This is a genomic window from Streptomyces tropicalis (assembly GCF_029269835.1).
GTDB classification, from domain to species: domain Bacteria; phylum Actinomycetota; class Actinomycetes; order Streptomycetales; family Streptomycetaceae; genus Streptomyces; species Streptomyces tropicalis.
Map to the genome: position 1 here is coordinate 369,618 of NZ_JARJBB010000004.1, position 20,737 is coordinate 390,354.

Here is a 20,737-nt window from a genome sequence, read left to right on the forward strand (position 1 = left end):
CCCGGCGCCCGGGTCAGGGCCCGGCTCCACGCCCGGCTCCGGCGCTCGCGCGTACGCACGCCCGGCTCGGGAGGAGCTCGGGTCCCGGCGGTCCCCCGCATCCGCACACGCACCGTGGCGGCGCCGCCTCCGTCTCCGCCCGTGCGCGGCACCCGCAGCGGCCTGGTTCGGCGCGGCCGACGTGGAGCCCGGGCCGTCGCCGGGAGCCGTCCGGGCGCCGGATGCCGGCGGCCGTGGTCGGCCTGCTGCTGCCCTTCCTGCTCGCGGGTCGGGCGTCCGCCACCGCCGGCGGCGGTAGCGCCGGGGCGGTGGCGCGGACCACCGCGTCCGGTACCGCGTCCGGCACCGGGTCCGGGGGGACGCAGTTCCTCGTCCTGGCGCTCGCCGCGGCCGTCGCGCTGGTCACGACGGTCACGTGGTTCCTGGTCCGCACCCGCCGGCGTACGCGGGAGGAACCACCGCGCCCCGGCGCACGGGCCGGCCGCCCCGGCCGGCTGCACCGGCTGGGCCGCTGGTGCGCCCGGCGGCCCCGGCGGGTGCTCTGCACCTGGCTGCTGGTGCTGCTGGCCGCGGCCGCCGCGAACCACACCTGGGGCGGCACCTACGACGACGACTTCTCCCTGCCCGGCACCTCCGTCCAGCAGGGCGCCGACCTGCTGGACGCCCACGGTTCCGCCCAGGTGCGCGGCACCGCAGCGCAGGTCGTCCTGCACACGGACCACGGCACCCTGAAGGCGCACCGCGACGCCGTCGAGGACGCGGTCGCCCACCTGGGGAGGCTGCCGCACGTGACCGCCGCGGGCGACCCGTTCGCCACGCCCGGTGCGGTCTCCGCCGACGGCGCCACCGCCGTCGTCCCGGTCCACTTCACCGAGAACCCGCAGCGCTTCGACCCGTCGTACCTGGACGGCGTCGACAAGGCCGTGCGCGAACTGCGCGCCGACGGGGTGACGGCGGAGTACGGGGGGCCGCTCGGCCAGCTCGCCCGCCCCAAGGCCGCGGACCGCGCCTCGGAGGCGATCGGGCTGGCCACCGCCGTCCTCGTGCTGCTGCTCGGCTTCGGCAGCGTCGTCGCCGCCGGGCTGCCGCTGCTGACGGCCGTGCTCGGACTGGTCTGCGGCCTGTCCCTGCTCGGCCTGCTCGCCGCCGCGTTCACCTTCGGCACCGCCGCTCCCACCCTGGCCACCATGATGGGGCTGGGTGTCGGCATCGACTACGCCCTGTTCCTCGTCACCCGCCACCGCCGCCTGCTGCGGGACACCGGCGGATGCGCCCCGGCCGACCCGGCCGAGGCGGCCGGCCGGGCCGTGGCGACCAGCGGCCGGGCGGTCGTCGTCGCCGCGGTGACCGTGGCCCTCGCTCTCGCCGGGCTGTACGCGTCGGGGGTCGGCTTCATCGGCGCGCTCGGCGTCGGCGCGGGACTGACCGTGCTGGTGGCCGCCGTCGCCGCGCTCACGCTCACTCCGGCCCTGCTCGGCCTCGCCGGCCGCCGGATCGACCGCTGGCGGGTCCGCCCGCCGGTCGACGAACCCGACGGCACAGGCGACACCTGGCACCGCTGGGCCGCCACCGTCCGCCGCCGCCCCTGGCTGTTCCTCGTCACCGGCGTGCTGATCCTCGGCGTGCTCGCCGTGCCCGCCGCGTCCCTGCGGCTCGGCCACGTCGACAACGGCGCCGACCCGTCCTCGTACACCGACCGCCGCGCCTACGACCTGATCACCGACGGCTTCGGCGCCGGGACCAACGGGCAGTTCACCGTCGTCGCCGACCTCGGCCCCGGGCAGGACGCCGCCGGCGCCCGCCGGGTCGCCGCGTCCCTGCACGACGCGCTGGCCGCGACGCCCGGCGTGGCGGCCGTCTCGCCGCCCGTCACCACGCCCGACGGGGCCCTGGCCGTCACCACCGTCACCCCCCGCTCCGGGCCGCAGGAGCGGGCCACGTCCGATCTGCTGCACCGGCTGGAGGACGACACCCTGCCCGGCACGCTCGCCGCGTCCGGCGCCCACGGGTACGTCACCGGCACCACCGCAGCCCAGCTCACCTTCCGGGACGTCGTCGCGGACCGGCTGCCCGTCATCGTCGCCGTCGTCGTCGCGGCCGCCTTCCTGCTGCTGCTCACCGTCTTCCGCAGCCCGGTGGTCGCCCTCAAGGCCGCCGTGCTCAACCTGCTGTCGATCGGCGCCGCCTACGGGGTCGTGGTCGCCGTCTTCCAGTGGGGCTGGGGCGGCTCCCTGCTCGGCGTCGGCAAGACCGTGCCCGTGGAGTCGTACGTGCCGATGATGATGTTCGCCATCGTGTTCGGCCTGTCCATGGACTACGAGGTCTTCCTGCTGTCCCGCATCCGCGAGGCCTGGCTGCGCGGCGGCGACAACGGGCGGAGCGTGGCCGAGGGGCTGGCCGGCACCGCGCGGGTGATCACCTGCGCCGCCCTCATCATGACCAGCGTCTTCCTGGCGTTCCTGCTGTCCACCAACGTGGTCGTGAAGATGCTCGCCCTCGGGCTCGGGGTCAGTGTGGTCGTCGACGCCACCGTGGTCCGCCTGATCCTGGTGCCGTCCACGATGTACCTGCTCGGCCGGGCCAACTGGTGGCTGCCCGGGTGGCTGGACCGCGTCCTGCCGCACCTCGACCCCGAGGGCCCGTCGGCCGCGCCCGCACCGGCCGCGGGGGACGTCCGCGCCCCGGCACCCGCCGACGGCACGGCGGACGACGGACGGGTCGCTGCCGGTATGCCCGGTGGTGGACAGGGCGTCCACGGCACGCCTGGCGGCGGATCGGGCGCCATGGGCACGCCTCCGGAGGGACCGGGCCCCGACGGCGCGGCCGCCGGAGAACCGGGCGCCCGCGGCGGCGGGTGGTCCGGCGCGCCCGTCCGGCCGGGAGGTGAGGAATGAGCCGCCCGGCACCGTCGCGGTCCGGCGCGCCACGGCCCGGCGGCCTCCGGAGTGCGCTCGGCGGGAGCGGGGCGCCGCGGACCCTGCGGCGGTCCGGGCGCCCCTGGGGTGCCCCGTGGCCGAGGGGCGCCGGGTGCCGGCGCCGGCCGCTGACGGTCGCCGCGGCCGTACTCGCCGCGCTGCTGCTCACCGGCGCCGCCGCCGAGGCGGCCGCCCGCGTCCTGCTGCACGACCGCCTCGCCGCTGTGGCCGGCCGGACCCTCGGCCCCGGCGCGCAGGTCGGATTCGGCGGCCGGTCGGCGCTCGTCGCGCTGGCGGGCCGGCACCTGGACGCCGTGACCGTCACCGGCGGCCACCTCAGGCTGGGCGGTGTCCCCGACGCCTCCGTACGGGCCCGCCTGGACGACGTACGGCTGACCGGCGGCCACTCCGCGACCGTGGCCCGCACCCGCGCCGAGGTGGACGTGCCCGCGGCCTCGCTGCAGGCCATGGCCGGAGCCGGCGGAGGCGGGCTGCCGGTGACGGCGGTCCGCCCCGACCCGGCCGCCGGCACCGTCACCGTCGCGCTCGGCGGGGCGGGCCTCGCCCGGGCGGTGCTCCGTCCGCGCCTCGACGCGGGCCGCGTGCGCCTGGTGGTCCGGTCGGTCGACGTCCTCGGCGCCCCCGCGCCCGCCGCGCTGGTGGACCGGGTCCGCGCCCGGCTGTCCGAACGCGCCACGGCGGCCTATCCGTTGGGCCTGCGGGCCACCTCGGTCCGGGTCACCGCGGACGGCCTCCACGTCACGCTCGCCGGGGGCCGGACCCGGCTCCCGGCGGGGAGCCCCGCCACCACTCCGGCACGACCGGCCGGGTGAGACCGGACGGACGGCGCACCGGGCCGTTCGGGAGGTCACGTTCCGGACGGCCCGGCACCCGCGCGTGGCCCCGTCGAGCCCGAGCCGGAGCCGGCCCGTCCCCCGTCCGGTGGAGTGCCGGCACCGCACTCCACCGCGCCCGCCGAGGGTGCCGCGCCCTGCCGCATCCCGCCGAACGTGCCGAGTGCGCCGAGCCTTCCGCGCCGGGGAGGGGGGACCCGGCCGCCCGGTGACCCACGGGCCCGCGGGCCCGGGTGCCGGGCCCCGTCGCCGGAACCTCGTACGCAGGACCGTGACGAGGGGATCTAGGCTTCTCGGTGAAGGAGCTTCGCTCCGTCCCGCGCCCGGCGCGCGCCGCACCGGGACGGGCGAACCGTGTCCATCTGCCCCGGGGACGTCCCGTTGAACTTCTGGTCCATCTATCAGCACGGCTTCGCGCGCGTCGCCGCGTGCAACAGCCACACCGTCATCGCCGACCCCCAGGCCAACGCCGAAGCGGTCCTGCGGCAGGCGCGCCGGTGCGCGCAGGACGGCGTCGCCGTCGCCGTCTTCCCCGAACTGTGCCTGACCGGCTACTCGATCGAGGACCTGCTGCTGCAGGACGCGCTGCTCGACCAGGTGGAGGCGGGTCTGGAGACGGTGGTGGCCGGCACGGCGGACCTGCTGCCGGTGCTCGTCGTCGGCGCCCCGCTGCGCCACCGCCACCGGATCTACAACTGCGCGGTCGTCGTGCACCGCGGCCGGATCCTCGGGATCTCGCCCAAGTCGTACGTGCCGAACTACCGGGAGTTCTACGAGCGGCGCCAGATCGCCGCGGGCGACGACGAGCGCGGCGGGACGATCCGGGTGGCCGGCGCGGCGGTCCCGTTCGGCCCGGACCTGCTGTTCGCGGCGGAGGACGTGCCCGGCCTGGTGCTCCACGCGGAGATCTGCGAGGACATGTGGGTGCCGGTGCCCCCGAGCGCGGAGGCGGCCCTGGCCGGCGCCACCGTCCTCGCCAACCTCTCGGGCAGCCCGATCACCGTCGGCCGCGCCGAGGACCGGCGGCTGCTGTGCCGCTCGGCGTCCGCGCGCTGCCTCGCCGCGTACGTCTACGCGGCGGCCGGACTGGGCGAGTCGACCACCGACCTGTCCTGGGACGGGCAGACCATGATCTACGAGAACGGCGCGCTGCTGGCGGAGACCGAGCGCTTCCCGCGCGAGGACGGGTACGCGGTCGCCGACGTCGACCTGGACCTGCTGCGCCAGGAACGCGCGCGCACGGGCACGTTCGACGACAACCGCCGGGCGCACGCCGCACGCACCGGCGAATTCCGGGAGGTCCCCTTCCGGCTCGACCCGCCGACGGCGGACCTCGGGCTGCGGCGCCGCGTCGAGCGCTTCCCGTTCGTACCCGCCGACCCCGACCGCCTGGCCCTGGACTGCTACGAGGCGTACAACATCCAGGTCGCCGGCCTCCAGCAGCGGCTGGCGTCGATCGGCGGCCCCAAGGTGGTCATCGGGGTCTCGGGCGGCCTCGACTCCACGCATGCGCTGATCGTCGCCGCGCGGGCGATGGACCGCGCGGGCCGCCCCCGCAGCGACATCCTCGCCTTCACGCTGCCCGGCTTCGCCACCGGCGAGCACACCAAGGACAACGCGCACCGGCTGATGCGCGCCCTCGGAGTCACCGCGGCCGAGCTGGACATCACGCCGACCGCCCGCCTGATGCTGCGGGAGATGGACCACCCGTTCGCCGCCGGCGAGCCGGTGTACGACGTCACCTTCGAGAACGTGCAGGCGGGCCTGCGCACCGACTTCCTGTTCCGGCTCGCCAACCAGCGCGGCGGCATCGTGCTCGGCACCGGCGACCTGTCGGAGCTGGCGCTGGGCTGGTGCACGTACGGCGTGGGCGATCAGATGAGCCACTACAACGTCAACTCCGGGGTGCCGAAGACCCTCATCCAGCACCTGATCCGCTGGGTGGTGCGCAGCGGCCAGTTCGACGAGGAGACCGGCCGGACGCTCACGGCGGTCCTCGACACGGAGATCAGTCCCGAACTGGTGCCGGGGGAGGAGCTGCAGTCCACCGAGTCCAAGATCGGCCCGTACGCGCTGCACGACTTCACTCTCCACCACGTGCTGCGCCACGGGTTCCGCCCGTCGAAGATCGCCTTCCTGGCGTGGCACGCCTGGCACGACCCGGACGCCGGCGCCTGGCCGCCCCACTTCCCCGAGGCCGACCGGGTGGCGTACGACCTGCCGGAGATCCTCCGCTGGCTGGAGGTGTTCTGCCGCCGCTTCTTCGCCTTCGCGCAGTTCAAGCGCTCGGCCATGCCGAACGGGCCGAAGGTGTCGGCCGGCGGCTCCCTGTCCCCGCGCGGCGACTGGCGCGCTCCTTCCGACGGCACGGCGGACTCCTGGCTCCGCGACCTCGCCCGCATCGACGTCCCCGAGGCGGGCCGGTAGCCGTCGGCGCGTTCGGCCCGGTCTCCGGAGCGAGCATGGGCTCCCTCCGGAGACCGGGTCGCAGTCACACCCCGACCGACCCGGCGCCCTTGCCGTGCCGAGGCATCTGAAGGCGGGACCGCGGTTCCCGGTGGTCCGGCGCGCGGCCGGGCGCGACGCCTGCAACCCGCCTGGGCTTCCCGGTCCGCCCTCGCACCGGCCATGCCGAGACGGCTGACCGCTCGATGAACTGCCGCCTGAAGGCCTGTCCGTGGCCGCCCTTGTTCGAGGCGCGACGGGCCGTACGCGGCTCGGAGGCGGCGTCGCGACGTGCGGCGGGCCGGAGGAAGAGGCCGGCAGCGCCGGGGCATCCGGATCAGCCTCGGCGCCGGCCGGCGAGCCCACCGTTTGCCCTCGGTGGGGCGGGGCGGGCAAGGTGCGTGATGTGCCTACCTTGCTGATCGTGCATCACACTCCCTCGCCGCACTGCCAGGCCATGTTCGAGGCGGTGGTCTCGGGGGCCACGAGTCCCGAGATCGAGGGCGTGCAGGTCGAGCGGAGGGCGGCGCTGTCCGCGACCGCGGCCGACGTCCTCGCCGCCGACGCCTATCTGCTGGGCACCCCGGCGAACCTCGGCTACATGGCGGGGGCGCTGAAGCATTTCTTCGACCAGATCTACTACCCGTGCCTGGACGAGACCCGGGGAAGGTCCTTCGGGGCCTTCGTGCACGGCGGGAACGACGTCACCGGGGCCGTCCGGGCCCTCGACTCGATCACCACCGGGCTCGGCTGGCGCCGGGCGGCGGAGACGGTCCGGGTGACCGGGGAGCCCGGCCGGGCCGACATCGAGGCGTGCTGGGAGCTCGGCGCCGTGCTGGCCGCGGGCCTGACCGACTGACACCGTCCCTGCCGGGTGCCGGGTGCCGGGTGCCGGGTGCCGCGTGCCGCGAGGCGCCGTCTCCCCGTATGAGGAGGCGAGTCGGGGGCATCCGCAGGGCACGACACGAGCCCACTCAGCCCCCGGAAAGGACGCCATCGTGCTGGCCATCGCCTCTGCGGTCCTGTTCTTCATCGCCTTCCTCATCAACGCCGCCGACCTCTCGACCAACAGCACCTTCAGCTCGACCAACGTCATGCTGCTCGGACTGGCCCTGCTGGCCCTTCACGTCGCGGGCATCGGCAGCGGCTGGGCGGTGCGCGGCCGCAGACGGTGAGGTGACGGAGGACGGCGGTGTGCGGAGGCCGGACCGGGCCCCCGCACACCGCCGTTCGCCCGTGCGGCACGGTCAGGGAGCCCGGTGGCCCGTCTCCGTGCCGTCGAGGGCCGCCCGCATGGCCCGCGCCGGCGGTTCTGGAGGCTGCCGCTCCAGCCCGCCAGCACCAGGAACGCCACCGCGAACAGGGCCGTCCCGGCCGTCTGCCGTATTCCCATGGTCAGGGCGATCGACACCGTGGCGGAGAAGCAGACCGCTGCCGTGACGACCAGTGCGGCCACCCGGTGCCGGGTCCGGTGCGGCCGCTGCTCGACCACGTCGGCCACCGCCCCGCGCTCCTCCGGATCCGTGGGCACCTCTCCGGTGCGCAGCCTGCGCTGCAGGGAGAGCAGACGATCCACCGAGCCGCCGGCCGCGCGCTTCTCCCGGCGCCGGATCTCCGTCGGGCACCCCCCGGGCTTCCCTCGGGCAGGGTTCCGGTCACCCACGGGCACCGCGCGCTGCCTGCATCGTACGGAATCCGCCAGGCGGACACCGGTGTCCGGCTTTCGCTCTTGACGCGGCATCGGGCGCGTTCCACGATCCAGACACCCCCACTGAACGTGGACATGCCAGCATGGATCCGTGGAGCCACTCCGGAGCGCGCGGGCGCGTCCACCTCCCCCCACGACACACGGAGCCCCCGCATGACTCTCTCCGTACCCGGACGCCTGCCCACCGCCCTCACCGTCGCCGCCGCCGCACTGCTCACCGGCGGGACCGTGGCCTGGGCCGCGCCGGCGCCCGCCACCCCGCGTGCCGCGGCCGCCGCACCCGACATACCCGTGGCCAACGTGAAGGCCCACCTGGCCCGGTTGCAGTCCATAGCCACCGCCAACGGCGGCAACCGCGCCCACGGCCGCAGCGGCAACAAGGCTTCGCTCGACTACGTCAAGAGCAAGCTGGACGCGGCCGGATTCGCCACCAGCGTCCAGCAGTTCACCTCGTCCGGCCGCACCGGGTACAACCTGGTGGCGGACTGGCCGGGCGGCGACACCGGCCATGTGGTCATGACCGGCGCCCACTTGGACAGCGTCTCCGCGGGTCCGGGCATCAACGACGACGGATCCGGATCGGCGGCGACGCTGGAGACCGCGCTCGCCGTCTCCCGGACGGGCTACCACCCGGCCAAGCACCTCAGGTTCGCCTGGTGGGGCGCGGAGGAACTCGGCATGGTCGGTTCGCGCACCTATGTCAACGGCTTGTCCGCGGCGGACCGTTCGAAGATCACCGCCTACCTCAACTTCGACATGATCGGCTCGCCCAACCCGGGTTACTTCGTCTACGACGACGACCCCGCCCTGGAGAAGACCTTCCAGGACTACTTCACCGGGCTCGGCATCGCGACCGAACCGGAGACCGAGGGCGACGGCCGCTCCGACCATGCGCCCTTCAAGAACGCGGGCATACCCGTGGGCGGCCTGTTCAGCGGCGCCGACTACATCAAGACCGCGGCTCAGGCGACGAAGTGGGGCGGCACATCCGGCCGGGCGTTCGACCGCTGCTACCACCAGGCGTGCGACACGTCGGCCAACATCGACGACACCGCGCTGGACCACGACTCCGACGCCGTCGCGTACGCCGTCTGGACCCTGTCGTCCTGACCGGCGCCGCAGCGCCGGCCCCCGACCGGGCCGGCCCGGTCGGGGGCCGGCCCGGGGACGGCCGGCTCAGGACAGGTCGACCAGGCGGTGCAGGGGCGTCCCGAGGGCCCACCGGTGCAGGAGCGCGCCGTCGAGGAGGCGGGTGCCGCCGTCCCGCCGGGCCCACTGCACGTCCCGGGGACTGAAGGCGCCCCGGTGCACCACCAGATGCAGCGCCCGGCCGGTGCCCCCGGTGCCGCCGGGCGCGTCCTCGTCCGGCAGCGGCTCGGCCACGGGACGGAACACCACCTCCAGCGGCAGGTCCCGGCCGCGGCGCGCCCGCACCCGGGGCCGGACCGGCTCCTCCGGCGCCGGCAGCACCCGCCAGCCGTCCCGGCGCAGCATCCGCGCGACCGCCAGGGCCAGCCCCGGCGTGTCGAGGCCGGACAGCTCCTCGGCCGTGTAGTAGCCGTGCCGCCGCCGGGCGAGCGGGCGCCGGCGCCGTACGGCGGCCGCGATGCCGAGGACCAGGCAGCCCAGTCCCACCAGCGGCACACCCGGTCCCAGCGAGCGCCAGGCGGTCGCGGTGCCCGCGACCGCCAGGCAGAAGACCAGCGCGCATCCGGCGAGCGCCGGAAGGACCTCACGGAACTCGGGGCCGTAGCGGCCCTGGGCGCGCAGCAGACCGACGACGCGCCGCCGGCGCTCCCGCCGCGGCTCGCGTCGACCCCTTCCCCGTACCGTCCCAGCAACCAGGGTCGGCTCCCCCTCGCCCTGCGCGTGCGGGCATGTGGAGGGAGGCATACCCCCGGCCGCGGGGCGGCGCGCCCGCGCGGTGTGTTTTCGGCCGGTACTCGCCGCCGCCGTGACCGAACCGCCGCTGCCGCCGGACCCGAACCGGCCGGAAGCCGCGCGCCGGACCAGGATCCAGGTCGCAGGCCGCTCCGGGCTGTCAGGCCGGAGCGAGGCGGCCCCCGGGCCCGGCCACGCACCGCCCCCCGGACCCGGCACGCATCCTGCCCTCGGTACGGGTGAGGTCCCGCTCCCGGCCCCGGCGCGATCCGGCCGTCGGGCCCGGCGCGGGTCCGGGTGCGGGTCCGGGCGCCCCCAGGACCCGGGAGACGCCGACGCCCGCCCACGGGCGTCCCGGGGGCGGGCGTACGGAGAGGAACCGGAGGGTCAGCCCAGGCTGCCGGTGCGGGCGTCCCGCCACAGGTCGACGCCGCCGTCGGTGGCGTACTTGTCGATCTCGGCCAGCTCCTCGCTGCTGAAGTCGAGGTTGTCGAGCGCGGCGACGTTCTGCTCCAGCTGCTCCACCCGCGAGGCGCCGATGACCAGCGAGGTGACCCGCTCGTCCCGCAGCGCCCAGGCGAGCGCCATCTGGGCCAGGGTCTGACCGCGGCGGGCCGCGAGGTCGTTGAGGGCGCGCAGCCGGCGGAGCATGTCGTCCGACAGCCACGAGGTGTCGAAGGAGGTGCCCTGCGCGGCGCGGGAGTCGCCGGGGACGCCGTCGAGGTAGCGGCCGGTCAGCAGCCCCTGGGCGAGAGCGGTGAAGCCGATGACGCCGAAGCCCTCCTCCTGCGCCACGTCCAGCAGGCCCTCGGTCTCGATCCACCGGTTCACCATGCTGTACGACGGCTGGTGGATCAGCAGCGGCGTGCCGAGGTCCCGGAGGATGGCGGCGGCCTCGCGGCTGCGCTCGGCGTCGTAGGAGGAGATGCCCACGTACAAGGCCTTGCCCTGGCGCACGGCGGTGTCGAGCGCGCCCATCGTCTCCTCGAGCGGCGTCGTCGCGTCGAGGCGGTGGGAGTAGAAGACGTCCACGTAGTCCAGGCCCATGCGCTGCAGGGACTGGTCGAGCGAGGCGAGGAGGTACTTGCGCGAGCCGCCGCCCTGGCCGTAGGGACCCGGCCACATGTCCCAGCCGGCCTTGGTGGAGATCACCATCTCGTCGCGGTACGGCGCGAGGTCCTGCCGCATCAGCCGCCCGAAGTTGATCTCGGCGGAGCCGTAGGGCGGGCCGTAGTTGTTGGCCAGGTCGTGGTGGGTGATCCCGAGGTCGAAGGCGCGCAGGGCGATCTCGCGCTGCGTCTCGAAGGGCCGGTCGTCGCCGAAGTTGTGCCAGTAGCCCAGGGACAGGACAGGCAGGTCCAGTCCGGAGCGTCCGGTGCGCCGGTAGCGCATGCTGCCCTGGTAGCGCTCGGGGTCCGCGACGTGGTTCATTTCGGGTGGTCTCCGGGTGGTGCAGTGAGCGGGTGCCCCCGTCGGGTGCGAAGGGGTGTCTCCCCACAGTGCTCCGGCGTGATCCTGAAGTCCAACCGTTCCTCCGCATCGGATTCAGCGGCACCGCTTCTGAATCCCGGGGTGCGGCCGGACGGACCCGCCCCGTCGGCCCCGCCGGGTCCCGACCGCCCGTGGCGATGACACGGAGCCACGGAACACCGGAAAACGGTCACGATGCGTGGCGTTCCGCTCGGATCGGAACACCGGCAGCACCCGTCCGCAGCCACCTCCGTCACGTGCGTGCAGGGCTCGACCGCGTCCGCACCGGGGAGAACCCCGGCGCGCAACCGGATCCGCCGTGGAGGTGCCCGCCGTGACCGACGCCGTGCTCGAGGCCGACTTCTCCTCCCCCCGGCAGTGGGTCGCCGGGCGCTCCCGGGCGTACCCGGGCGGCGGTCCGGTGAACCCGGGCGACGGCAAACTGGACCTCCTCGTCGCGGCCCCGGACCGCAGCCGCACCGGCACGTCCTCGCCACCCGGCGCGCCGACGGCCTGCGGGACACCGGCCTGCTCACCACCGAGAGCAGCGAGGAGGGCTTCATGGTCCGGGCCGGGGACGTCCTCACCACCCGCGTGCGGCTGCCTGCCGCCCTCGGCGCCCGGCTGGCCGTCTGGACCCGGCGCGACGGCGGCCAGGAGATCGACGTGTTCGAGTACCACCCGGAAAACCCGGACCTGCCGGAACTCACCAACCACGTGCGCGGCGCCCACCTTTACCACCGCGACCCGGCGGTCCGCCCCGGCGCCTGGATCGACCTCGCGTCGCCTTCGGCGCCCGCAGTGTCGTCCGGACGCTCGACGGGCGGGAGATCTTCGCGGACCACCGCGGTGTGGGCACCGGTTGGCACGCCCACCTCATCGTCAACCTCTCGTGTGCGCCGGGCGGCACCACCCGGCCCCACAGCCGGGCGTCCCCCGCATGTCGTACGAGGTCTCCCATCTCACCGTGCGCCGCCCGCCAACGACATGACGGTCCGTCGTACCGGCCGCTTCTGCTTCCAGCGGTCCGCCGCGCTCCACGGCGCCGACGACACCCGCCACCCCGGGACGTGCCCGGCCCCGGACGTGCGCGGGGCGTGACGCCGACCCGCCGTGCCCGTGTCGTCCAGGCCGCGGGCGCCGCGGTCCGCTAGCCTCGCGGTGCCCCACAGGTTTCGACGTGCCCGGAGGTCAGGACGGCGGGGATCGACCGCGAGCGCCTCATCAGAGTGCTGACGTTCTGGCTGCGTCCCGCGTTCGCGCTGCGCGTGATCAGCCGGTTCCAGCGGCTCGTGGGCTTCGACCGCTCCATGGCCCTGGCGTCCGGCGCACTCACCGCGTTCGTCTCGGTCGCGATCCTCAGCAGCGCGGTGCTGCGCGGCCTCGGCGGAACCGACGCCGCGGAGCGCATCATCAGCCGCTACGGCCTCACCCAGTCCGGCGCGGACGCGGTCCGCTACCTCTTCGCCCCGGCGGGGGACTCCACCGCGGGCGTCGGCTCCTTCGGCGCGGTGTTCCTGGTGATCTCCTCGCTCAGCTTCGCCCGGGCCACCCAGAGGCTCTTCGAGCAGACCTGGGACCTCAAGCCGCTCAGTGTGCGCAACACCCGCAACGGCCTGTGGTGGATCCTCGGCCTCGCGGGCTACCTGACGATCACCGGCTGGCTCTACGCGCTGCTCGGCTCGGGCCACTTCGGTATCGGCGCCTCCCTGTACGAGGCGCCGGTGACCGCCGCCTTCCTCGTGTACAGCGGCTGGATCCTGTCCGCGAAGCGGATCACCTGGCGCGAGCTGCTCCCGTTCGGGATCATCGCCGCCGCCCTGACCGCCCTGTACTCGGTGGGCGCCAGCGTGTACCTGCCGCGCTTGTTCAACTCGTACACCGCCCGCTACGGCGCGGTCGGCGCCGTCTTCGCGATGATCTCGGCCCTCTTCGGCATCATGCTCATCGTCGTCGGTTCCGCGGCCGCCGGGCGCGAGGTGCGCGACGAGCTGTCCCGCATCCGCCAAGGGCTCCGCCCCTCCGAGGACGAGGTGCGCCGCGAGTGGCACGGCGTCGTGGAGCACACGCGGTCCCGGTGGCGTTCCGCCCGCCGCCAGCTCTCCCAGCGCCACACCCGGGACGGTGACGAGGACGGCCGGGACGGAAACGGCTCAGGCTGAGGGCTGTCCCGTAATCCGCGGTGGATCAGCGCGCGGCGTCAGATGCGGTGCATCGCAAGGCGGAGGGTCGTCCTCATACTGGGCGTATTCGGGCGACCCGACAACGCGGCGAGGTGCCGTAGCTGTCGTCGTGCGCCCGCCGGGGATTGCGGGACAGCCCTTAGGGCGACACCGTGCGGACACGCCCCGGAGGAGAAGGTCGGCGCGGCCCCCGAGCTGTGGCGGGGCCCGCCTTCGGGTACTGCTAGGACATGGCCGATTTTCGTCGTCGGCCGGTGCGTGTGAGGAGGCGGTCCCATGACGGCGCGAGACGTCGACGCCCCGGCGGTGGCCGCGCTGGTCGCCGACGCGGTCCTGGCCCCGTCCATGCACAACGCGCAGCCCTGGACCTTCCGCCACCGGACCGGCGACGGTGTCCTGGAGCTGCGTGCCGACCTGGAGCGGGCCATGCCGCGCACCGATCCGCACGACCGGTCGCTGACCATCGGCTGCGGGGCGGCGCTGTTCAACCTCAGGGTGGCCGCCGCGCACGCGGGCCTCGCCCCCGCGGTCCGGCTGCTGCCCGACCCGGGCGACCCTGTCCTGCTCGCCGAGATGCACCTCGCGGCGGCCGCCCCCGGACCGGCTCCCGGACCGGGCACCCCCGGAGCCGAGGCACCGGGCCCGGCCCCGGACGCCGAGCTGGCGGCCCTGCACCCCGCGGTCCGGCTCCGGCACACCAGCCGGCACCCCTTCACCGACCAGGAGATCCCCGAGCCGGTGCGGGACGCCCTGTGCGCGGCCGCCGCACGGGAGGGGGCGCTCCTCTCCTTCACCCATCCCTGGCACGGCGACTTCCTCCTGGACCTGGTGCGGGACGCCGAGGCCCGCGACCTCCGGGACGCCGCCGGCCGCGAGGAACTGGAGCGCTGGACCCGGCTCGGCGCCGAGGCCGACACCGCCGTCGACGGCGTACCCGACTACGCCTTCGGGCCGCGCAAGTCCGACGGCCGGGCGCCCTGGCGCGACTTCGCCGGCCGCCGCCCCGTCGCCGGCCAGGGCTCCACCGCCTTCGAACGGCAGCCGCACCTGGCTCTGCTCAGCACCCACGGGGACCGGCCCGCCGACTGGCTCGGCGCGGGCCAGGCCCTCGAACACGTCCTGCTGCGGGCGACCCTGTCCGGCCTGTCCACCTCGCTCACCTCGCACGCGCTGGAGAGCGTGGAACTGCGCCGGCTGGTCCGCGATCCCGTCACGGGCGAGGGACCGGTGCAGATGGTGCTCCGCCTCGGGTACGGCCCGCCGGGCACCGCGACACCCCGGCGCCCCGTGGACGAGGTGCTCACCTTCGGGTGAGTCGCGGACGGCTCGGGAGCCCCATACCGCTGAAGCCTCCTCACCTCCAACGTTCCGGGCGGAAATTCCCTCACCCGAAGGTGTGTATTCCATCCACGGGGGTACGCGCAGCTTCACCGTGGTCAGGCACGGAAAACGGCAAGCTGGGGAGGGCATGATGATGACGACGGCGGCAGCGGCGGCAGCGACCACGGTGAATCCGGGCACGATTCGGCTGCCGGAGGTGGAGGACCCCTCCAAGGTCGCCCCGAAGGACGCGCGGGAGCTGAGCCGGCTGTTCTTCGACCAGCTGGCGGTGCTGGAGGAGGGCACGCCCGAGCACCAGTACGCGCGCAACACGCTGATCGAGATGAACATGTCCCTGGTCCGCTTCGCCGCCGCGCGCTTCCGCAGCCGGGGTCCGGGCGAGATGGAGGACATCGTCCAGGTCGGCACGATCGGCCTCATCAAGGCCATCGACCGCTTCGAGCTGACCCGCGAGGTCGAGTTCACCTCCTTCGCCATCCCGTACGTCGTGGGCGAGATCAAGCGTTTCTTCCGGGACACCTCGTGGGCCGTGCACGTGCCCCGCCGCCTCCAGGAGGCCCGTGTCCAGCTGGCCCGCGCCACCGAGGAACTCAGCAGCCGCCTCGGCCGTACGCCGACGGTGAAGGAGCTCTCGCAGCTGATGAGCCTGTCCGAGGAGGAGGTCATCGAGGCGCGGCTCGCCTCGAACGGCTACAACTCCGCCTCCCTGGACGCCGCGATCGGCGGCAGCGAGGACGGCGAGACCGTCCTGGCCGACTTCATCGGCACCCAGGACGGCGCGCTGGAGCTGGTGGAGGACTTCCACGCGCTGGCCCCGCTGATCGCCCAGCTGGAGGAGCGCGACCGGCAGATCATCCACATGCGCTTCGTGGAGGAGCGCACCCAGGCGGAGATCGGCGAGCGCCTCGGAGTGTCCCAGATGCACGTCTCCCGGCTGCTGTCGCGGCTGCTGGCCCGTCTGCGCGAAGGCATGCTCAGCACTTCCTGACCGGCCCTCCCGCCACCCGCACGAGGTCGGGGGCCGCCCCAGGGACGGGGCGGCCCCCGACCTCGTGCGCGTCCCCCGCGGCGCCCCCGCGCCCCGCGGAGTTAAGGACCCGGCTCACCATGACCACGCAGCCCCCGGCGGCAGCGCCCGGGCCGCGCCCGCGGCACCACCGCTCCCACGCCCGGCGGACCCGCCCCGCCGCCGGAACCGCCGGACGCCCCGCACGGGCCGGGGGCGCGCGCCGTCCGGGGCACTGGTGGCCGAGGCCCCCCGCCGCCTGGTGGCCCGCGCTGCGCAGCACCCCGGTGTCCCTGTGGAACGACGACGTGTCCGACTACGCGGCCGCCCTCACCTACTACGCCATCCTTGCCGTGCTCCCCGCGCTGCTCGCCACCGTCGTCGCCTTCGGGCTGATCAGCCCCGGCACCGCCGAACGGTTCATCGCCCAGGTCACGACATACGCCCCCGCGCAGTCGGGCGCCGAACTCCACGCCGTGCTGGCCCGGATGCTGCGCGCCGACTCCGCGACCTGGACCCTCCTGGTCACCGGATCCGGCAGTGCCCTGTGGTCGGCCTCCAGCTACCTGGCCGTCTTCCGGCGGGCCCTGCACCGTATGCACCGGGTGGAGGACCACCGATCGCCGTGGCGCACGGCGCACCGCATCGTGCTCACCGCACTGGTCCTGCTCGGACTGCTCGTCGTCAGTGCCCTGGTGCTGCTGCTCACCGGCTCCGTCGCCGAGGCCCTCGGCCGCCTCCTGGGCCTGGACGGCACCGTCGCCTGGGCGTGGAGCCTGCTGCGGTGGCCGCTGCTGATGTTCCTCGCGTTCGTCCTGGTCGTGGTCGTCTTCCACACCGGCCCCCGGCAGGCGCGCCGGCGCCGCCACAGCCTGCCCGGCGGGGTGCTGGCCGCCGCGCTGTGGCTCGGGGTGTCCGCCGGGTTCGCCCTGTACGCCTCCGCCCTCGGCGCCTACAGCCGGCTCTACGGCTCCCTGGCCGGCGTGGTGGTGTTCCTCATCTGGCTGTGGCTGTCCAACCTGGCACTGCTCACCGGCGCCCAGTTCACCGCCGAGCTGAGCCGCGCGGCGGCCCGCCGCGCCACCTGACGCGCCCGTTCGACGCACCGCCGGTGTAGGCCGCTCGGGTGTTTTCGCTGCGCGGTTGGTCCGTGTCGGTGACGGCCGCGGACCTCCGCGCGGCCGGTGACGCGAGGATGGAGCCGGGTCGTGCGCGAGCGCACGGATCTCCAGGGACCCCATCCTCCGAGGAAAGCGTGTGGCGGGCCGCATGACAGACGTTCAGGACATCGCGCAGGAACCCGTCGGGGCACGCCGCCCGCTGCGGCCCGGCGCCCTGGTGGTCAACTGGATGACCACCACCGACCACAAGACGATCGGCTCGCTCTATCTGGTCACGTCGTTCGCCTTCTTCCTCATCGGCGGCGTGATGGCCCTGGTGATGCGCGCCGAACTGGCCCGTCCGGGCCTGCAGATCGTCTCGAGCGAGCAGTTCAACCAGGCGTTCACCATGCACGGCACGATCATGCTGCTGATGTTCGCCACCCCGCTGTTCGCCGGTTTCACCAACTGGATCATGCCGCTGCAGATCGGCGCCCCGGACGTGGCGTTCCCGCGGCTGAACATGCTGGCCTACTGGCTGTACCTGCTCGGCTCGTCGATCGCGGTGAGCGGCTTCCTCACCCCGGAGGGCGCGGCCGACTTCGGCTGGTTCGCCTACAGCCCGCTGTCGGACGCCGTCCACACGCCCGGCGTCGGCGGCGACCTGTGGATCATGGGCCTGGCGCTGAGCGGCTTCGGCACCATCCTCGGCTCCGTCAACTTCATCACCACGATCATCTGCATGCGCTGCCCCGGCATGACCATGTTCCGCATGCCGATCTTCGTGTGGAACGTGCTGCTCACCAGCGTCCTGGTGCTGCTGGCCTTCCCGGTGCTGGCGGCCGCGCTGCTGGCGCTGGAGGCGGACCGCAAGTTCGGCGCCCACGTCTTCGACCCGGCCAACGGCGGGGCACTGCTGTGGCAGCACCTGTTCTGGTTCTTCGGCCATCCCGAGGTGTACATCATCGCGCTGCCGTTCTTCGGCATCGTCACCGAGGTGATCCCGGTCTTCTCCCGCAAGCCGATCTTCGGCTACATGGGCCTGGTCGGCGCCACCATCGCGATCGCGGGCCTGTCGGTGACGGTGTGGGCGCACCACATGTACGTCACCGGCGGTGTGCTGCTGCCGTTCTTCTCCTTCATGACCTTCCTGATCGCGGTCCCGACCGGGGTGAAGTTCTTCAACTGGATCGGCACCATGTGGAAAGGAAGCCTCTCCTTCGAGACGCCCATGCTGTGGGCGGCCGGCTTCCTGGTCACCTTCCTCTTCGGCGGCCTGACCGGCGTCATCCTGGCCTCCCCGCCGATGGACTTCCACGTCTCCGACTCGTACTTCGTGGTGGCGCACTTCCACTACGTGGTCTTCGGCACGGTCGTCTTCGCGATGTTCTCCGGCTTCCACTTCTGGTGGCCCAAGTTCACCGGCAAGATGCTCGACGAGCGCCTGGGCAAGATCACCTTCTGGACGCTCTTCGTGGGCTTCCACACGACCTTCCTGGTCCAGCACTGGCTGGGCGCGGAGGGCATGCCCCGCCGCTACGCCGACTACCTCGCGGCCGACGGCTTCACCACGCTCAACACCGTCTCCACCATCGGCTCCTTCCTGCTCGGCCTGTCGATCCTGCCGTTCCTCTACAACGTCTGGAAGACGGCCCACTACGGCGAGAAGGTCCGGAGCGACGACCCGTGGGGCTACGGCCGCTCGCTGGAGTGGGCGACCTCCTGCCCGCCGCCGCGGCACAACTTCGTCACCATGCCGGTCATCCGCAGCGAGTCCCCCGCGTTCGACCTGCACCACCCCGAGATCTCGCTCACGGACAAGCGGGAGAACCTGTCCGCATGACCGGCGCCGCGCACCGCGGGGACCCGGCCCCCGAAGGAGTCGAGGAGGCCGCGCACCGGACGGTCGGCCAGGTGGAGGGGTACCTGCTGTGGCAGGCCCGGGTGGCGGAGGCGGAGCGGCGGGCCCGCGCCTTCACCGAGCCGCTGCACTGGCTGACCGGCGCCCAGCGGGAGGAGGTCGAGCGGCACTACGTCCGCGAGTGCCTGATCCGGGCGCGGGCCGACCTGCAGCGGGTGGCCGACCGCAGCCGGTCCCTGCGCGGTGAGTACGAGGACCGCTACCGCCATCTGCGGGTCCGCTGTGTCGCGTTGCTGATCGCAGGCGTGTCCCTGGCGGGTGTGGCCACGGTCGGGGCCGCCCTGGTCTCCGCCCGGCTGTGACCGCCGGGCACCGCCCGCCGTCTGCGCAGCGCACCCCCGTGTCCGGACCGGGACACGGGGGTGCGGCGCACGAAGGGCCGCGCGGGCGTGGGGCGGTCGGTCAGGGCTGTGCGGGCAGGGCCGCACAGGTGGAGGCGGCCGGCCTGCCGGAGAGCCGGTCGGTCAGCCAGGCGACGGCCGCGCCCTGATCGGCGAGCAGCGGCCCGAAGTGGTTGACCAGGGCACTGCCCAGCGGCGGCAGGACGACGGGCCGGTAGGTGACGGCCGCCCCCTTGCGGCACCAGTCGACGGCCAGCTGCCGGGCCTGCGCGTGGGGCACGAGGTCGTCGCTCACCCCGGTGGCCAACCGGACCGGCCCGGCCGGCTTCCGGGAGCCGATCCGCTGCTCGTCGAGCAGCTTCCGCAGGGCGGGCGTGGCGCGGACGATGTCGCCGAGCGACCGTCCGTCGGTGGTCCACCGGGTGCTCCGGGCGTGGTCGTAGTGCTGCAGCGCGTCGCCCACGCACATGGTGGACAGGTCGGCCAGCGCCGCCTTCCCCGCCGCGTTCAGGTGGGCCTGCGCGATCGGGCGGACCTCCGGGTCGGACTGGAGGAAGCCGTTGAGCGCCCAGCCGAGTGCGCCCGCCAGTTCGCTGCCGTCGATGGCGGCGGTGACCGCGGTCAGGTCGGCCGGCGGCGCGCCCGCGTAGGTGCCGGCCAGGGGCACGTCGGGAGCGTAGGACCGCTGCAGTTCGGCGGCCGCCGCGGTGGCGCCGCCGCCCTGGCTGTACCCGTACAGGCCGACGCGCGAGGTACGGGTCACCGACGCTCCGGGCACGGCGCGGGCGGCGCGGGCCGCGTCGAGCACGGCGTGCGCCTCGTCGACGCGGTTGACGTAGGTGTGCAGCCGGTCCGTCGCCCCGAGTCCGACGTAGTCCGTCACCACGACCGCGGTGCCCCGGGCCAGCAGCCGGTACACCGACAGGTCCTCGTAACCGACCGACGTGGTACGGCCGTTGAGCAGCAGCGGGTGCTCCAGGCCCATGGAGGCGGCGCACTGGTCGCCCTGGCCCATGGTGCCGGGCGCGACGACGACGAGGGGCCGCGGACCGCCGCCCCGCCATCGGGCCGTCGGCTCGATGTAGGCGCCGGTGACAGCGACCGGGCGGCCGTTCGAGTCCGTGGACCGGTACATCAGCCGGGTGGCGCGGCCCGGCAGCGGGCCGGGCAGCGTGGGCAGGGAGAGGGCGAGCGGCAGCGGTTCGCTGCGGACCAGGGCGCCGTCGGCGGAGGGCAGTGTCCGGGGCGGGTCGTAGAACGGGGGAATGGTGACGCCCCGTGAGACCACGCCCTGCGGTCCGGGGGAGGCGGTGGCCGGGAGGGCCGTGGTGGTGAGACAGGCGGCGGCGAGTGTCGCGGACAGCAGAAGCCTGCGCGCGGGCATGGGGGAACCTCCTGAGATGCGGCCGGCAGGAGAGAGCGGTCCGCGCGCCGCGATGGCTCGGTGGCCGGGCAGGCGGAACCGGCGGTGTGCGGCGTGCCCGGCCGTCCCGCCGGGCCCCGCACACCGTGGGGGAGTGGGTGACGAGACCGTACCCACCAGGTGTTACCGCTGGTAGCCGCAGGGAGGTT

15 protein-coding genes and 1 pseudogene are annotated in these 20,737 nt (G+C 74.4%); 13 read left to right on the top strand and 3 right to left on the bottom strand.

Going from position 1 to position 20,737, the window contains the following annotated elements:
• The first annotated feature begins 221 nt into the window (after positions 1–221).
• The 6 genes from P3H78_RS10720 (at position 222) to P3H78_RS10745 (ending at position 9,032) form a co-directional block, all read left to right on the top strand.
• Positions 222–2,894 (top strand): MMPL family transporter, encoded by a 2,673-nt coding sequence (locus tag P3H78_RS10720; RefSeq protein ID WP_276108643.1) that lies wholly within the window; start codon positions 222–224, stop codon positions 2,892–2,894.
• On the top strand, positions 2,891–3,748 hold the full coding sequence (locus P3H78_RS10725; RefSeq protein ID WP_276108644.1) for an LmeA family phospholipid-binding protein: 858 nt from the start codon (positions 2,891–2,893) through the stop codon (positions 3,746–3,748). The genes P3H78_RS10720 and P3H78_RS10725 overlap by 4 nt, the downstream gene beginning before the upstream one ends.
• A 402-nt stretch (positions 3,749–4,150) precedes the next feature.
• Positions 4,151–6,196, top strand: a complete 2,046-nt coding sequence (locus tag P3H78_RS10730; RefSeq protein WP_276108645.1) for an NAD(+) synthase — start codon at positions 4,151–4,153, stop codon at positions 6,194–6,196.
• 424 nt (positions 6,197–6,620) lie between these two features.
• Positions 6,621–7,073, top strand: a complete 453-nt coding sequence (locus P3H78_RS10735; protein WP_276108646.1) for a flavodoxin family protein — start codon at positions 6,621–6,623, stop codon at positions 7,071–7,073.
• Between the two features lie 139 nt (positions 7,074–7,212).
• Positions 7,213–7,389, top strand: coding sequence for a hypothetical protein (locus tag P3H78_RS10740; protein WP_276108647.1), 177 nt, complete (start codon positions 7,213–7,215; stop codon positions 7,387–7,389).
• Between the two features lie 686 nt (positions 7,390–8,075).
• A complete protein-coding gene (locus tag P3H78_RS10745; protein WP_276108648.1) occupies positions 8,076–9,032 on the top strand; it encodes a M28 family metallopeptidase in 957 nt (318 codons plus the stop codon).
• Between the two features lie 66 nt (positions 9,033–9,098).
• Here P3H78_RS10745 and P3H78_RS10750 read toward each other — a convergent pair whose 3' ends face one another.
• A complete protein-coding gene (locus P3H78_RS10750; RefSeq protein ID WP_313884395.1) occupies positions 9,099–9,815 on the bottom strand; it encodes a hypothetical protein in 717 nt (238 codons plus the stop codon).
• 375 nt (positions 9,816–10,190) lie between these two features.
• Positions 10,191–11,234, bottom strand: a complete 1,044-nt coding sequence (mgrA, locus tag P3H78_RS10755; RefSeq protein ID WP_276108649.1) for an L-glyceraldehyde 3-phosphate reductase — start codon at positions 11,232–11,234, stop codon at positions 10,191–10,193.
• Between the two features lie 373 nt (positions 11,235–11,607).
• Here mgrA and P3H78_RS10760 point away from each other — a divergent pair.
• The 7 genes and pseudogenes from P3H78_RS10760 to P3H78_RS10790 all read left to right on the top strand — a co-directional run bounded on the left by P3H78_RS10760 (position 11,608) and on the right by P3H78_RS10790 (position 19,126).
• Positions 11,608–12,264, top strand: a pseudogene (locus P3H78_RS10760) (beta-glucanase).
• A 238-nt stretch (positions 12,265–12,502) separates the two neighbouring features.
• A complete protein-coding gene (locus P3H78_RS10765) occupies positions 12,503–13,435 on the top strand; it encodes a YhjD/YihY/BrkB family envelope integrity protein (RefSeq protein ID WP_276108650.1) in 933 nt (310 codons plus the stop codon).
• Positions 13,436–13,732: 297 nt separating this feature from the next.
• Positions 13,733–14,770: an Acg family FMN-binding oxidoreductase gene (locus P3H78_RS10770; RefSeq protein ID WP_276108651.1), complete on the top strand. Its 1,038-nt coding sequence runs from the start codon at positions 13,733–13,735 to the stop codon at positions 14,768–14,770.
• Positions 14,771–14,924: 154 nt separating this feature from the next.
• Positions 14,925–15,785, top strand: a complete 861-nt coding sequence (locus P3H78_RS10775) for a SigB/SigF/SigG family RNA polymerase sigma factor (protein WP_276108652.1) — start codon at positions 14,925–14,927, stop codon at positions 15,783–15,785.
• Positions 15,786–15,904: 119 nt separating this feature from the next.
• Positions 15,905–16,891 carry a YihY/virulence factor BrkB family protein gene (locus P3H78_RS10780; RefSeq protein ID WP_276108653.1) on the top strand — a complete coding sequence of 329 codons (987 nt, stop codon included), beginning with the start codon at positions 15,905–15,907 and terminating at the stop codon, positions 16,889–16,891.
• Between the two features lie 181 nt (positions 16,892–17,072).
• Positions 17,073–18,746, top strand: coding sequence for an aa3-type cytochrome oxidase subunit I (gene ctaD / locus P3H78_RS10785; protein ID WP_438827941.1), 1,674 nt, complete (start codon positions 17,073–17,075; stop codon positions 18,744–18,746).
• Entirely contained in the window at positions 18,743–19,126 is a 384-nt protein-coding gene (locus P3H78_RS10790; RefSeq protein ID WP_276108654.1) for a cytochrome C oxidase subunit I, read from the top strand. The genes ctaD and P3H78_RS10790 overlap by 4 nt, the downstream gene beginning before the upstream one ends.
• Before the next feature lie 100 nt (positions 19,127–19,226).
• On the opposite strand, the gene P3H78_RS10795 is transcribed toward P3H78_RS10790, so the two are convergent.
• Positions 19,227–20,549, bottom strand: coding sequence for a lipase family protein (locus tag P3H78_RS10795; RefSeq protein WP_276108655.1), 1,323 nt, complete (start codon positions 20,547–20,549; stop codon positions 19,227–19,229).
• Between the last annotated feature and the right edge of the window lie 188 nt (positions 20,550–20,737).